Annotated in this window: 11 protein-coding genes; 8 read left to right on the forward strand and 3 right to left on the reverse strand. The window is 52.0% G+C overall.

The features are described 5' to 3' along the window. Positions 1 to 39: 39 nt before the first annotated feature. The gene (gene hns, locus LQK91_RS04280; protein ID WP_105099127.1) at positions 40 to 456 is read right to left on the reverse strand and encodes a histone-like nucleoid-structuring protein H-NS; all 417 of its coding nucleotides are present in this window, start codon (positions 454 to 456) and stop codon (positions 40 to 42) included. Between the two features lie 408 nt (positions 457 to 864). On the opposite strand from hns, the gene tdk reads away from it, so the two are divergent. Continuing rightward, a complete protein-coding gene (gene tdk / locus LQK91_RS04285) occupies positions 865 to 1,485 on the forward strand; it encodes a thymidine kinase (RefSeq protein ID WP_003852240.1) in 621 nt (206 codons plus the stop codon). 67 nt (positions 1,486 to 1,552) lie between these two features. On the opposite strand, the gene adhE is transcribed toward tdk, so the two are convergent. Next, entirely contained in the window at positions 1,553 to 4,240 is a 2,688-nt protein-coding gene (gene adhE / locus LQK91_RS04290; RefSeq protein ID WP_008925293.1) for a bifunctional acetaldehyde-CoA/alcohol dehydrogenase, read from the reverse strand. Between the two features lie 460 nt (positions 4,241 to 4,700). On the opposite strand from adhE, the gene LQK91_RS04295 reads away from it, so the two are divergent. From LQK91_RS04295 to oppF, 7 genes are all read left to right on the forward strand, one after another. Next, positions 4,701 to 5,348: a YchE family NAAT transporter gene (locus LQK91_RS04295; protein WP_003853931.1), complete on the forward strand. Its 648-nt coding sequence runs from the start codon at positions 4,701 to 4,703 to the stop codon at positions 5,346 to 5,348. Positions 5,349 to 5,919: 571 nt separating this feature from the next. Further along, the gene (locus tag LQK91_RS04300) at positions 5,920 to 7,554 is read left to right on the forward strand and encodes an ABC transporter substrate-binding protein (RefSeq protein ID WP_105099128.1); all 1,635 of its coding nucleotides are present in this window, start codon (positions 5,920 to 5,922) and stop codon (positions 7,552 to 7,554) included. 153 nt (positions 7,555 to 7,707) lie between these two features. Next, positions 7,708 to 9,348 carry an oligopeptide ABC transporter substrate-binding protein OppA gene (gene oppA, locus LQK91_RS04305; RefSeq protein WP_008925291.1) on the forward strand — a complete coding sequence of 547 codons (1,641 nt, stop codon included), beginning with the start codon at positions 7,708 to 7,710 and terminating at the stop codon, positions 9,346 to 9,348. A gap of 92 nt (positions 9,349 to 9,440) precedes the next feature. Then, entirely contained in the window at positions 9,441 to 10,361 is a 921-nt protein-coding gene (gene oppB / locus LQK91_RS04310; RefSeq protein ID WP_105099129.1) for an oligopeptide ABC transporter permease OppB, read from the forward strand. 14 nt (positions 10,362 to 10,375) lie between these two features. Next, entirely contained in the window at positions 10,376 to 11,284 is a 909-nt protein-coding gene (oppC, locus tag LQK91_RS04315; protein ID WP_003853926.1) for an oligopeptide ABC transporter permease OppC, read from the forward strand. An 11-nt stretch (positions 11,285 to 11,295) separates the two neighbouring features. Next, a complete protein-coding gene (locus LQK91_RS04320) occupies positions 11,296 to 12,312 on the forward strand; it encodes an ABC transporter ATP-binding protein (RefSeq protein WP_003853924.1) in 1,017 nt (338 codons plus the stop codon). After that, positions 12,309 to 13,310 carry a murein tripeptide/oligopeptide ABC transporter ATP binding protein OppF gene (gene oppF, locus LQK91_RS04325; protein WP_003853922.1) on the forward strand — a complete coding sequence of 334 codons (1,002 nt, stop codon included), beginning with the start codon at positions 12,309 to 12,311 and terminating at the stop codon, positions 13,308 to 13,310. The genes LQK91_RS04320 and oppF overlap by 4 nt, the downstream gene beginning before the upstream one ends. 48 nt (positions 13,311 to 13,358) lie before the next feature. On the opposite strand, the gene LQK91_RS04330 is transcribed toward oppF, so the two are convergent. Next, a complete protein-coding gene (locus LQK91_RS04330; protein ID WP_003853921.1) occupies positions 13,359 to 13,682 on the reverse strand; it encodes an HI1450 family dsDNA-mimic protein in 324 nt (107 codons plus the stop codon). Positions 13,683 to 13,687 lie beyond the last annotated feature (5 nt).

Genomic DNA, 13,687 nt, shown 5'->3' on the forward strand with positions numbered 1-13,687 from the left:
TTTTTGCGCATCAGGCTGATACTAATGTAGCGGCACTGTTTACTGTTTCAGTAAAAAATCGTCCAGCGTTTTACCCTGTTCTTCCAGTGCTATTTTGATCACCGCAGGTGTACGTCCCTGACCGGTCCATGTTCTGGACTCACCTTTTTCATCGGTATAAGCATATTTAGCCGGGCGCACTGAGCGTTTAGCTTTTGCCGCAGTTCGGGGAGTCGCGGCCTGGGAGTTAATCAGTTCATTCGGGTCGATTCCATCGGCCAGCAACATTTCACGATACTGATTAAGTTTACGCGTGCGTTCTTCATTTTCTGCCTGAAAATGCGACTCTTCTTCGCGGCGTTCTTTTACCACCACGTCCAGTTTTTCCAGCATCTCTTCCAGTGTTTCTACGGAATACTCTCTGGCCTGGGCGCGCAGCGTACGGATATTATTAAGAACTTTTAGTGCTTCGCTCATTGTCCTGGTCTCTGAATAAGGGGAAAGTTGTGTTGCCCGCTAATAGTAGTGGTGACGTTAAATAACTTCAATCATAAAAAAAATGATCACGGCTAATAACGCTGGAAATTAAAATAACCTGAGGGGGAATAATTCATAATTATGCCGAATGAAAAATATTTTCGCTTAGTGTGATATGAAATAAATTTAATGTATTTAAGGCAGTAACAAAAATGTCATTGCTTGCATTGCAGTTAAAATAAGCAAAACTTATTCTCTTTCCTGACGCACCTGACGGTCGTCATAAACTGCCTTTAACGGTAAGCGGGCGGGCATTCCGCTCTATTCCTCCATCGGCGTCAACGTATTCCCTGCGCTTTGTGTTAATATGTGCGCCATTCTGTTCAGTCCCGATGAAGATACGTTCCTATGGCCCAACTCTATTTCTATTACTCTGCCATGAATGCAGGGAAATCAACTGCACTGCTGCAATCTTCCTATAACTATCAGGAGCGCGGCATGCGTTCACTGGTCTACACCGCTGAGATCGATAATCGCTTTGGTGCCGGGCAGGTGAGTTCCCGCATCGGACTTTCGTCTCCCGCTGTGCTCTACAATGCAGAGACTGCACTTTACAGTGAAATTGCTGCTGAACATGCTGTGCAGCCTATTCACTGCGTGTTAGTTGATGAGAGTCAGTTCCTGACCCGGGAACAGGTCAAAGCGCTCTCTGATGTCGTGGACGATCTGGACATCCCTGTGCTCTGTTATGGCTTGCGAACTGATTTCCGGGGTGAACTGTTTGTGGGCAGTCAGTATCTGCTGGCATGGGCTGATAAGCTGGTTGAGCTTAAAACTATCTGTCACTGCGGCCGCAAGGCCAGCATGGTGCTGCGACTGGATAGTGAAGGTAAACCGTTCAGTGAAGGTGAGCAGGTCGTGATTGGCGGTAACGAAAGTTATATCTCCGTCTGTCGTAAGCACTATAAACAGGCGATAGAGCAGGGCTCGTTACAGGCGATTCATGGTGCACAGACTCCGCTGCCGTAACCCTCTTTTCAGGTAATAAAAAACCCGCCGTGGCGGGTTTTCTTATCAGAGCGCTAGCGGGTCATTATCAGACCTTTTTCGCCTTCTTATCAGCCTTGATTCCTTTAACCGGCTGCTCAGCAACCGCCTGAGCGACGCTTGAGAACGGTTCAACAAATTCACGACCGTAGAAAGTGTCGAGCATAATCTGTTTCAGCTCAGCAATCAGCGGATAACGTGGGTTAGCACCGGTACACTGGTCATCAAAGGCATCATCGGCCAGTTTGTCGACTTTTGCCAGGAAGTCCGCTTCCTGCACACCCGCTTCACGGATGGAGGTCGGGATACCCAGTTCAGTTTTAATCTCATCCAGCCATGCCAGTAACTTCTCGATTTTTTGAGCAGTGCGGTCGCCCGGCGCGCTCAAACCTAAATGGTCCGCAATTTCAGCGTAGCGACGACGGGCCTGCGGACGATCATACTGGCTGAAAGCGGTCTGTTTAGTCGGGTTGTCATTGGCGTTGTAGCGAATAACGTTCGAGATTAACAGCGCATTAGCCAGGCCGTGAGGGATATGGAATTCTGAACCCAGTTTGTGCGCCATTGAGTGACAGACCCCAAGGAAGGCGTTGGCGAACGCAATGCCGGCGATAGTAGCAGCGTTGTGGACACGTTCACGCGCAACCGGATTTTTCGCGCCTTCAGCATAACTGGCTGGCAGATTCTCTTTTAACAGTTTCAGTGCCTGCAGTGCCTGCCCATCAGAGTACTCATTTGCCAGCACAGAAACGTAGGCTTCCAGCGCGTGGGTCACTGCATCCAGACCACCAAAGGCGCAGAGTGAACGCGGCATATCCATCACCAGGTTAGCATCGACAATCGCCATATCCGGGGTCAATGCATAGTCAGCGAGTGGATATTTCTGACCTGTCGCGTCATCGGTCACCACGGCGAACGGTGTGACTTCTGAACCGGTCCCGGAGGTCGTGGTGATGGCCACCATCCGTGCTTTTACGCCCATTTTCGGGAATTTGTAGATACGTTTACGGATATCCATGAAACGTAACGCCAGCTCTTCGAAGTGGGTTTCCGGATGTTCGTACATCACCCACATGATTTTCGCGGCATCCATCGGGGAACCACCACCCAGTGCGATGATGACATCAGGCTTGAAGCTGTTCATCTGCTCGGCACCTTTACGCACGATGCTCAGCGTCGGGTCAGCTTCAACTTCGAAGAAGACTTCGGTTTCGATGCCGTGTGATTTCAGCACGCGGGTGACCTGGTCGGCATAGCCGTTGTTGAACAGGAAACGGTCAGTGACAATAAAGGCACGTTTCGCGCCATCCGTTGCCACTTCTTCCAGCGCAATAGGCAGTGAACCCCGACGGAAGTAGATGGATTTAGGAAGTTTATGCCACAACATATTCTCAGCTCGCTTGGCGACAGTTTTGGTATTAATCAGGTGTTTTGGACCGACGTTTTCTGAAATAGAGTTACCGCCCCATGAACCACAACCCAGCGTCAGAGAGGGGGCCAGTTTAAAGTTGTAGAGGTCACCGATACCGCCCTGTGAAGCCGGCGTGTTGATCAGAATACGCGCAGTTTTCATTTTGTCGCCGAAGTAGTGCACGCGCTCAGTCTGGTTGTCCTGGTCGGTATAAAGGCAGGAGGTGTGACCGATACCGCCCATCGCGACCAGTTTCTCCGCTTTATTAACCGCATCCTGGAAATCTTTCGCCCGATACATCGCCAGCGTTGGGGAGAGTTTTTCATGGGCAAAAGGTTCAGATTCATCCACGAGTTTCACTTCACCAATCAAAATTTTCGTGTCTGCTGGTACGGTTAGCCCGGCCATCTCCGCAATTTTAAATGCCGGTTGACCCACGATGGCCGCATTGAGGCCGCCGTTTTTAAGGATGATATTCTGAACTGCACTCAGCTCGGCGCCCTGCAGCATGTAACCACCATGGCTGGCAAAACGTTCACGCACTGCGTCATAGACCGAATCAACCACGATTACCGATTGTTCTGAGGCGCAGATCACGCCGTTATCAAACGTTTTCGACATCAGAATTGACGCAACGGCACGTTTCACATCGGCGGTTTCATCAATCACCACCGGCGTATTACCGGCACCCACACCAATTGCCGGTTTGCCGGAGCTGTAAGCCGCTTTCACCATTCCCGGTCCACCAGTGGCGAGAATCAGGTTGATATCGGGGTGATGCATCAGCTGGTTTGACAGCTCAACAGATGGGGCGTCGATCCAGCCGATAATGTCTTTAGGCGCACCGGCGGCAATCGCGGCCTGCAGGACGATATCTGCCGCTTTATTCGTCGCGTCTTTGGCACGTGGATGTGGCGAGAAAATGATACCGTTACGGGTTTTGAGGCTGATTAAGGCTTTGAAAATGGCGGTTGAGGTTGGATTGGTGGTCGGGACGATACCGCAAATCAGGCCAATCGGCTCGGCGATGGTGATGGTGCCGAAAGTATCGTCGGTGGCTAACACACCGCAGGTCTTTTCATCTTTATAGGCGTTGTAGATATATTCTGAAGCAAAATGGTTTTTAATGACTTTGTCTTCGACGATGCCCATACCGGATTCGGCAACAGCCATCTTAGCAAGGGGGATGCGGGCATCTGCGGCAGCGAGGGCGGCGGCACGAAATATGGCGTCGACCTGTTCCTGAGAAAAGTTGGCATATTCACGCTGGGCTTTTTTTACACGTTCAACCAGTGCATTGAGTTCAGCGACATTGGTTACGGCCATGGTGTTCTCCTGAAGGAAGTTAAACTTTTTTAGTAAACAATCCTGCGCCCTGAGTATAGCTATGCTCAAAAAATGCGCTATATCAGGATGTAATGTCAGGATTTTCAACTGCTTACTGAATAAGTCTTGCGTTGTCTGTGAAGACGTTTTCATTGATGCCGCTAATACTTCCGTTGTGAAAATATTACCTGGTTTGGGGTAGGTCAATTTTGATGCAGATCAATTTAACCGCAGGCTGACACCTTTCAGCACGGCGCTGATCCTTTATCAGCTCAAATGGACTTTCACATGCTGGCAGTCAGCCTGGTAGCGTCTAAATCCAGTCACTTTTTAATCTCTGGTGTAAAGCGCTAAAGGAGCGTTCATTCATCTATATAAATAGCTGGCTCAGCATCTGGTGTACGGGTCTGTTTTCACATACATTAGGCGCGTTTCCCCCCTGTGGTACGGAGTTAAAGTCGTGAACCCTGCGCTGTTAGATTTATCAGGCTATATAAAATTTTTTGTCGGGCTCTTTGCGCTGGTCAATCCAGTGGGCATTATTCCGGTGTTCATCAGCATGACCCGATATCAGGGCGTGGCTGAGCGTAATAAAACTAACCTTACCGCTAATCTTGCGGTGGCCATCATTCTCTGGACGTCACTTTTTCTGGGCGATGCGATTCTGCATGTGTTCGGTATTTCGATTGACTCTTTCCGCATTGCGGGTGGGATTCTGGTCGTCACCATTGCGATGTCGATGATCAGCGGCAAGCTGGGTGAGGATAAGCAGAACAAGCAGGAAAAGTCAGAAACGGCGATCCGTGAAAGCGTGGGCGTTGTGCCTCTGGCGCTGCCACTGATGGCGGGGCCAGGTGCTATCAGCTCGACAATCGTCTGGAGTACCCGTTATCACAGCTGGCTGAACCTGATGGGGTTTACCCTGGCAATTGCTATCTTTGCCTTCTGTTGCTGGTTACTGTTCAGGGCTGCACCATTAATGGTACGTATTCTCGGCCAGACCGGCATCAACGTCATTACCCGTATCATGGGTTTGTTACTGATGGCACTGGGCATTGAATTTGTTGTAACCGGTATGAAGTCTATTTTTCCCGGTCTGCTGAATTAAACCCTCACTTATTTCAGGCAATGAAATGAAGTAATGATCCGTAATGGTGCAAAATGGCCTTTCATTGCACTATTACGATGCAATTATTCGCGATACTTAAAATAGAGGCACGATTATAAATTTCATTACTGCGTGTTTGCTCACAGACTTTTTCGTGGGAAATAATGTCACTATTTTCACACGATATTCTCCTCTGCACTTTTAACTCTGCCTCATAATCCGCCACAATATTACGGTAAGCCTGAATTTCATCATGCTGAAGCCAGATTTATCAGTATGAATGCCAAAACAGGCACAATTTGTCACCTGATCCTGCTTCGCAAAGAGCTTTCCGGCTAAAACGCCTATTTTTCATATTGATATGAAATTTTCAGAACGAAAATTAACACTTCCGCTTCGTGACATCTCATGATAAAAGAGAATTAGTTAACATTTTCGTTATTTTGCTTTGGCGCCCCTTAACGCCTTCTGATAATTTTTGGCTTAACGTGAATTTTTTCTCTGAAAGCCCAAAGTGAGAACGCTTTTTGCTTAAGCCTATCGGGATACTTAAATAAGGTTGGCGTTTCGGATGATTGGGATAAAGAACTTGCAGCAAAAGCGGTCCTCACTCGCAGGTGTTCTGTTACTGGCGTTTTCACCGGCCTATGCCGCCACCGTTCCGCCGGAAACGGCACTGGCTGCGCAACAGCAGATGGTGATTAATAACGGAAGCGAAGTCTCTTCACTGGATCCGCATAAAACTGAAGGCGTGCCGGAGTCCAATATTATTCAAAATCTGCTGGACGGACTGGTCAATACTGACAACAGCGGTCAGGTCGTGCCAGGCGTCGCCAAAAGCTGGGAGAATCCGCAACCTACCGTCTGGATTTTTAATCTGCGGGATGATGCAAAGTGGAGCAATGGTGAGCCGGTGACCGCGAATGATTTCGTCTACAGCTGGCGTCGCCTGGTGGACCCGAAAACGGCGTCGCCTTATTCAAGCTATCCGCAGGCAGCCCATTTTGCCAATATCGATGCCATCCTTGCCGGTAAAGCGTCACCTGATCAACTGGGTGTGAAAGCGCTGGATGCCCATCGTCTGCAGATTACCCTGAGTGAACCAGTGCCTTACCTGGTCGCGATGCTGGCGCATACCGCGATGAAGCCGGTTTATGAACCGGCCATTAAGCAGTGGGGTGAAGCCTGGACGCGTCCGGGTCATTACATTGGTAACGGCGCTTATACGCTGGACGACTGGATCGTCAATGAAAAAATCGTCCTGAAACGCAATCCACAATACTGGGACAATGCCCATACGGTCATTGAGCAGGGGACATTTCTGCCTATCGCCTCTGAAAACAGTGATATCAATCGCTACCGCAGCGGCGGCACGGATATGACCAACAGTGCGGTGCCGCCGGAGATGTTTGGCAAACTACGCAAAGAGCTGGGCGACGAAGTGAAAGTCAGTCCATTGCTCTGTACGTTCTACTACGAAATTAACAATAAAAAGGCGCCGTTCACCGATGCACGGGTTCGTGCCGCGCTGAAAATGACCCTCGATCGCGAAGTGATTGCCAATAAGATCATGGCCCAGGGACAAATTCCCGCCTATAGCCTGACACCGCCTTTCACCGCCGGTATCAAACTCACGCCGCCTGCCTGGTTCACCTGGACGCAGGCGCAGCGTAATGACGCCGCGAAGAAGCTGCTGGCCGAGGCAGGCTTCGATGCTGCCCATCCGCTGACCTTTACGCTGCTCTATAACACCTCAGATCAGAACAAACGGCAGGCGATTGCAGCTGCCTCGATGTGGCAGAAAAACCTTGGCGCGAAAGTGACACTGCAGAATCAGGAATGGAAAACCATGCTGGAGACCCGCCATCAGGCGCAATATGACGTGGTCCGTGCTACCTGGTGTGCCGATTACAACGAACCCTCAACCTTCCTGAATATGCTAATCAGCAACGCCTCGATCAACACCGCGTTTTACAGCAGCGCGACCTTCGAGCGTCTGATGAAGGAAACGCTGACGGCGGGCAGTGAGGCGCAGCGTGCCGACCTGTATCAGCAGGCTGAAACACAACTCGACAAAGACTCACCAATTGTGCCAGTTTACTACCGCGTAAGTGTGCGCCTGGTAAAGCCCTGGGTTGGCGGCTTTACGGGCAAAGACCCGCAGGACATGACAGACCTGAAGTACTATTTCATCAAACAACACTGATCTGATCGCCCGTACGGCGAGACAGTCGGGAACGCATCAACGTACAGACCATTTTGGGGTCAATCTCCCTGGTAACAGGCCAGGGAGCCCGGAGACGGGGGACGCCGGGGCAGCGCATCGCCACGGTGACGATAATAAAACTGGAGTGTAATAATGAACAACATCACGAAAAAAAGCCTGATAGCAGCGGGTGTTTTCGCCGCAGTGAGTGCTTTGGCAGGGAATGCGGCTTTCGCAGCAAATGTGCCCGCAGGCGTTGAGCTGGCCGCTAAACAGGAGCTGATTCGCGGCAATGGCGATGAAGTGCAGTCGCTCGATCCGCACAAAATCGAAGGCGTGCCGGAAGACAACGTGGCGCGCGATCTTTACGAAGGTCTGCTGGTCAATGACAGCAACGGTAAACCGATTCCGGCTGTAGCGGAAAGTTACGAAAATAAAGACTTCAAAGTGTGGACGTTCCACCTGCGTAAAAATGCTAAATGGTCCAACGGCGAGCCGGTGACCGCGCAGGACTTCGTTTACAGCTGGGAGCGTCTGGTCGATCCTAAAACCGCTTCACCGTACGCCAGTTATCCGCAATATGGTCATATCCTGAACGTCGATGACATCATTGCCGGTAAAAAACCGATTACCGATCTGGGCGTGAAAGCCCTGGACGATCACACGCTGGAAGTCACGCTGAGTGAGCCGGTTCCCTATTTTGATAAACTGCTGATCAACTCCGTAATGTCACCGGTTTATAAACCGGCGATTGAGAAGTTTGGCGATCAGTGGACTCAGCCACAGAACTGGGTCGGCAACGGTGCCTTTAAACTCGACGCGCACGTGATCAATGAGCGTATCACCCTGGTGCGTAACCCGAATTACTGGGACAACGAACACACCGTGCTGAACAAAGTCACCTTCCTGCCAATCAGTTCCGAAGTCAGCGACGTTAACCGTTACTTCTCCGAGAACGGCAGCGACATGACTTACAACAATCTGCCGATTGAGTTGTTTAAGAAACTGCAGCGTGACAACGGCAAAGAGCTGCACGTCGATCCTTATCTCTGCACCTATTACTACGAAATCAACAACCAGAAAGCGCCATTCACCGATCCACGCGTTCGCGCCGCCCTGAAGCTGGGTCTGGATCGTGACATCATGGTTAACAAAGTGCTGGCGCAGGGCCAGAAGCCGGCCTACAGCTACACGCCGCCATCAACCGACGGCATGGATATCCTGCCGCCAGACTGGTTCAAATGGTCACAGGACAAACGTAATGCCGAAGCGAAAAAGCTGCTGGCTGAAGCCGGCTATACCGCCGACAAACCGCTGACCTTTAACCTGCTGTATAACACCTCCGATCTGCATAAGAAGCTGGCGATTGCCGCCTCGTCGATCTGGAAGAAAAACATCGGTGTGAACATCAAGCTGGAAAACCAGGAGTGGAAAACCTTCCTGGATACCCGTCATCAGGGTAACTTCGATGTATCGCGTGCGGCCTGGTGTGCGGACTATAACGAACCCACTTCATTCCTGAACACCATGCTGTCTAACAGCAGCAGTAACACCTCGCACTATAAGAGCGAGGCGTTTGACAAAGTGATCCGTGACGCGATTAAGGCACCGGATGCGAAAGCCCGCGCAGTGGATTATCAGAAAGCGGAGCAGATCCTGGATAAAGACAGCACCATCGTACCGGTTTACTACTACGTAAATACGCGTCTGGTGAAGCCTTATGTCGGCGGTTATACCGGTAAAGATCCACTGGATAAAACCCTGGATAAAGACTTCTACATTATCAAACACTAATAGCATTCAGGCTATCAGCAGTGGCGGCGCGTCTGGCGCCGCCTTTTTTACTTATTTATATGTTGTGATGCAACAGCCTGGTAGGTACGGCAATGTTAAAATTCATCCTGCGTCGCTTGCTTGAAGCGCTTCCGACGCTGTTCGTCCTGATCACCATCTCCTTCTTTATGATGCGACTGGCACCCGGCAGCCCGTTTACCGGCGAGCGCACCCTGGCCCCGGAAGTGATGGCCAATATTGAGGCGAAATATCACCTCAACGATCCCATCGGTAAGCAGTATGTTGATTACCTGCTGCAGCTGGCGCACGGCGATTTCGGCCCTTCGTTTAAATACAAAGATTATTCGGTCAACTATCTGGTCGCGCACGCGTTCCCGGTCTCAGCCAAACTCGGCCTGGCCGCGTTCCTGCTGGCGGTGATACTGGGCGTCACGGCGGGTGTGATCGCCGCGCTTAAACAGAACAGTATATGGGACTTCGTGGTGATGGGGGTGGCAATGACCGGCGTGGTGATACCGAGTTTCGTGGTCGCGCCGCTGCTGGTTCTGCTCTTCGCCATCACCCTGAAATGGCTGCCCGGCGGTGGCTGGAACGGTGGTCAGTGGAACTACATGCTGTTGCCGATGGTGGCGCTGTCGCTGGCGTATATCGCCAGTATTGCGCGTATCACTCGTGGTTCAATGATTGAAGTGATGCACTCCAATTTTATCCGCACCGCGCGCGCCAAAGGCTTGCCGCTGCGCCGCATTGTGCTGCGTCATGCGCTCAAGCCCGCATTGCTGCCCGTGGTTTCCTACATGGGACCGGCGTTTGTCGGCATCATCACCGGTTCGATGGTGATTGAGTCGATCTACGGTCTGCCGGGTATCGGTCAGCTGTTTGTGAACGGCGCGCTGAACCGTGACTACTCTCTGGTGATGAGCCTGACCATCCTGGTCGGTTTGCTGACCATTCTGTTTAACGCGATTGTTGACGTGCTCTATGCCGTTATCGATCCCAAAATTCGTTACTGATTGCGGAGTTCGCCATGATGTTAAGTAAGAAAAACAGCGAAGCTCTTGATGCGTTCAGTGAAAAGCTGGAAGTAGAAGGGCGCAGTCTCTGGCAGGACGCGCGTCGTCGTTTTATCCATAACCGGGCAGCCTTAATCAGTCTGCTGGTGTTGTTAGTAATCACGCTGTTCGTGATTTTTGCGCCGATGCTGGCGCATTTCACCTACGACGATACCGACTGGTCCATGATGTCCTCACCGCCCGATACGACATCTGGTCACTGGTTTGGCACCGATTCATCGGGACGTGACATACTGGTCCGTGTGGCCATCGGTGGTCGTATCTCACTGATGGTGGGCGTAGCGTCTGCGCTGATTGCGGTGATCGTCGGCACGCTGTATGGCTCAATAGCCGGTTACCTGGGCGGCAAAACCGACTCGGTGATGATGCGTATTCTGGAAATTCTCAACTCCTTCCCGTTTATGTTCTTCGTGATCCTGCTGGTGACCTTCTTTGGTCGTAATATCCTGCTGATTTTTGCCGCTATCGGCATGGTTTCATGGCTGGATATGGCGCGTATTGTGCGCGGCCAGACGCTGAGCCTGAAGCGCAAAGAGTTCATCGAAGCGGCGCATGTCGGTGGGGTATCAACCTGGAAAATCGTGGTACGTCACATCGTGCCAAACGTACTGGGCGTGGTGGTGGTTTACGCCTCGCTGCTGGTACCGAGCATGATCCTGTTTGAATCCTTCCTGAGCTTCCTGGGTCTGGGGACACAGGAGCCGCTGAGTAGCTGGGGCGCGCTGCTCAGCGACGGGGCTAACTCAATGGAGGTGTCGCCGTGGCTGTTGCTCTATCCGGCGGGCTTCCTGGTGGTCACGCTGTTCTGTTTCAACTTTATTGGCGATGGCCTGCGTGATGCCCTCGACCCGAAAGATCGTTAAGGAGTTTCCCGATGACTATTCATGAATTCCAGCCAGCGATGGCGGCCCGCGCGGGAAGCGAACAGCTACTTACGGTCAAAGATTTACGCGTGACCTTTGGCACGCACGATGGGGATGTTACCGCCGTCAACGACCTGAACTTCTCGCTGCGCGCCGGTGAAACGCTGGGCATTGTTGGCGAGTCTGGTTCTGGCAAGTCACAAACCGCCTTTGCCCTGATGGGGCTACTGGCAAAAAATGGCCGCATTGGCGGCTCAGCAATGTTCAACGGTAAAGAGATCCTGAATCTGCCTGAGAACCAGCTCAATAAACTCCGCGCCGAACAGATTGCGATGATCTTCCAGGATCCGATGACCTCACTGAACCCCTATATGCGGGTAGGCGAGCAGCTGATGGAAGTGCTTAAGCTGCACAAAGGGATGAACAGCGCCCAGGCATTCGAAGAGTCCGTAAGGATGCTGGATGCGGTGAAAATGCCAGAAGCACGCAAACGCATGAAAATGTACCCGCATGAATTCTCCGGCGGAATGCGTCAGCGTGTGATGATCGCCATGGCGCTGCTGTGCCGCCCAAAATTGCTGATTGCCGATGAGCCAACTACCGCGCTGGATGTGACGGTGCAGGCGCAGATTATGACGCTGCTCAACGACCTGAAACGCGAGTTCAACACCGCCATTATCATGATCACCCATGATCTCGGCGTGGTGGCAGGCATCTGCGACAAAGTGCTGGTGATGTATGCCGGACGCACTATGGAGTATGGCAGCGCCCGTGATGTCTTCTACCAGCCAGCCCATCCTTACTCAATTGGCCTGCTTAATGCGGTGCCACGTCTGGATGCGATTGAAGGCGAAACCCTGGCCACCATTCCGGGCAATCCACCGAACCTGCTGCGTCTGCCGCAGGGCTGCCCGTTCCAGCCGCGTTGTCCGCACGCGATGGATATCTGCACCCAGGCACCGCCGCTGGAACCGTTTGGCAATGGCCGTCTGCGTGCCTGCTTTAAGCCGGTGGAGGAGTTAGTATGAGCACCGTAGCTGAAAAAAGAGTGTTACTGGAAATCGCCGATCTCAAGGTGCATTTCGACATTAAAGATGGCAAACAGTGGTTCTGGCAGCCATCAAAAACCCTGAAAGCGGTGGATGGTGTCAGCCTGCGTCTGTATGAAGGTGAAACCCTGGGCGTGGTGGGCGAGTCGGGTTGCGGTAAATCGACGCTGGCGCGCGCCATTATCGGCCTGGTTAAGGCCACCGAAGGTCGTGTCGCCTGGTTAGGCCGCGATCTGCTGGGTCAGAGCGAAGAGGAGTGGCGCAAAGCCCGCAGCGATATCCAGATGATATTCCAGGATCCCCTGGCGTCCCTGAACCCGCGCATGACCATCGGCGATATCATCGCAGAGCCGCTTCGTACTTATCATCCAAAAATGGCGCGTCAGGAGGTCAAAGACCGTGTCAAAAATATGATGATGAAAGTCGGGCTTCTGCCAAACCTGATTAACCGCTACCCGCATGAGTTCTCGGGTGGGCAGTGTCAGCGTATCGGTATCGCACGTGCGCTGATTCTGGAGCCGAAGCTGATTATCTGTGACGAGCCGGTGTCTGCACTGGATGTCTCGATTCAGGCGCAGGTGGTGAACCTGCTGCAGCAGTTGCAGCGGGAAATGGGCTTGTCGCTGATTTTCATTGCGCACGATCTGGCGGTGGTGAAACACATCTCTGACCGGGTGCTGGTGATGTATCTGGGGCATGCGGTGGAGCTGGGGACTTACAAAGAGGTCTACACCAATCCGCAGCATCCATACACCCGTGCGCTGATGTCTGCTGTACCGATTCCCGATCCGGATAAAGAGAAGAACAAGGAGATTCAGCTGCTGGAAGGGGAGCTGCCGTCGCCGATTAATCCGCCATCCGGCTGCGTATTCCGCACCCGTTGTCCGATTGCCGGTCCGGAATGTGCGAAAACCCGTCCGCTTCTGGAAGGCAGTTTCCACCATGCGGTATCCTGTCTGAAAGTCGACCCGCTATAATGCAAAACGCCGGGCACTTGCCCGGCGTTTTCTTATCTGCTTTGACGCTTATTCACGCCACAGGATATGACAGAGCTTGTGATCTTTTTCGCGACACAACAACACGCGAGCAAAGACGTCGGTAATCGGTTCACCGTCCGCTTCACCCAACCCAATCACCACCTCGGCGAAAAAGTCAGGGTTCAGATCGAAATCGACATGATCTTTCCAGTCTTCAGACGGATCAAACAGCTCTGCGCCACCGCGCTCTTCGAACTGCAGATTGAAGAGAATGACGTCTGCCGGATCAAGATTGTCGACAGCCAGTTCAAGAAAGATATCGTAGGCTTGTTCCAGCGTTTCATCTTCGGTAAGGCGATTATTTAAATCCATAGTCT

The sequence above is a fragment of the Pantoea sp. MHSD4 genome (genome assembly GCF_021043305.1).
Lineage (GTDB): Bacteria > Pseudomonadota > Gammaproteobacteria > Enterobacterales > Enterobacteriaceae > Pantoea > Pantoea eucalypti.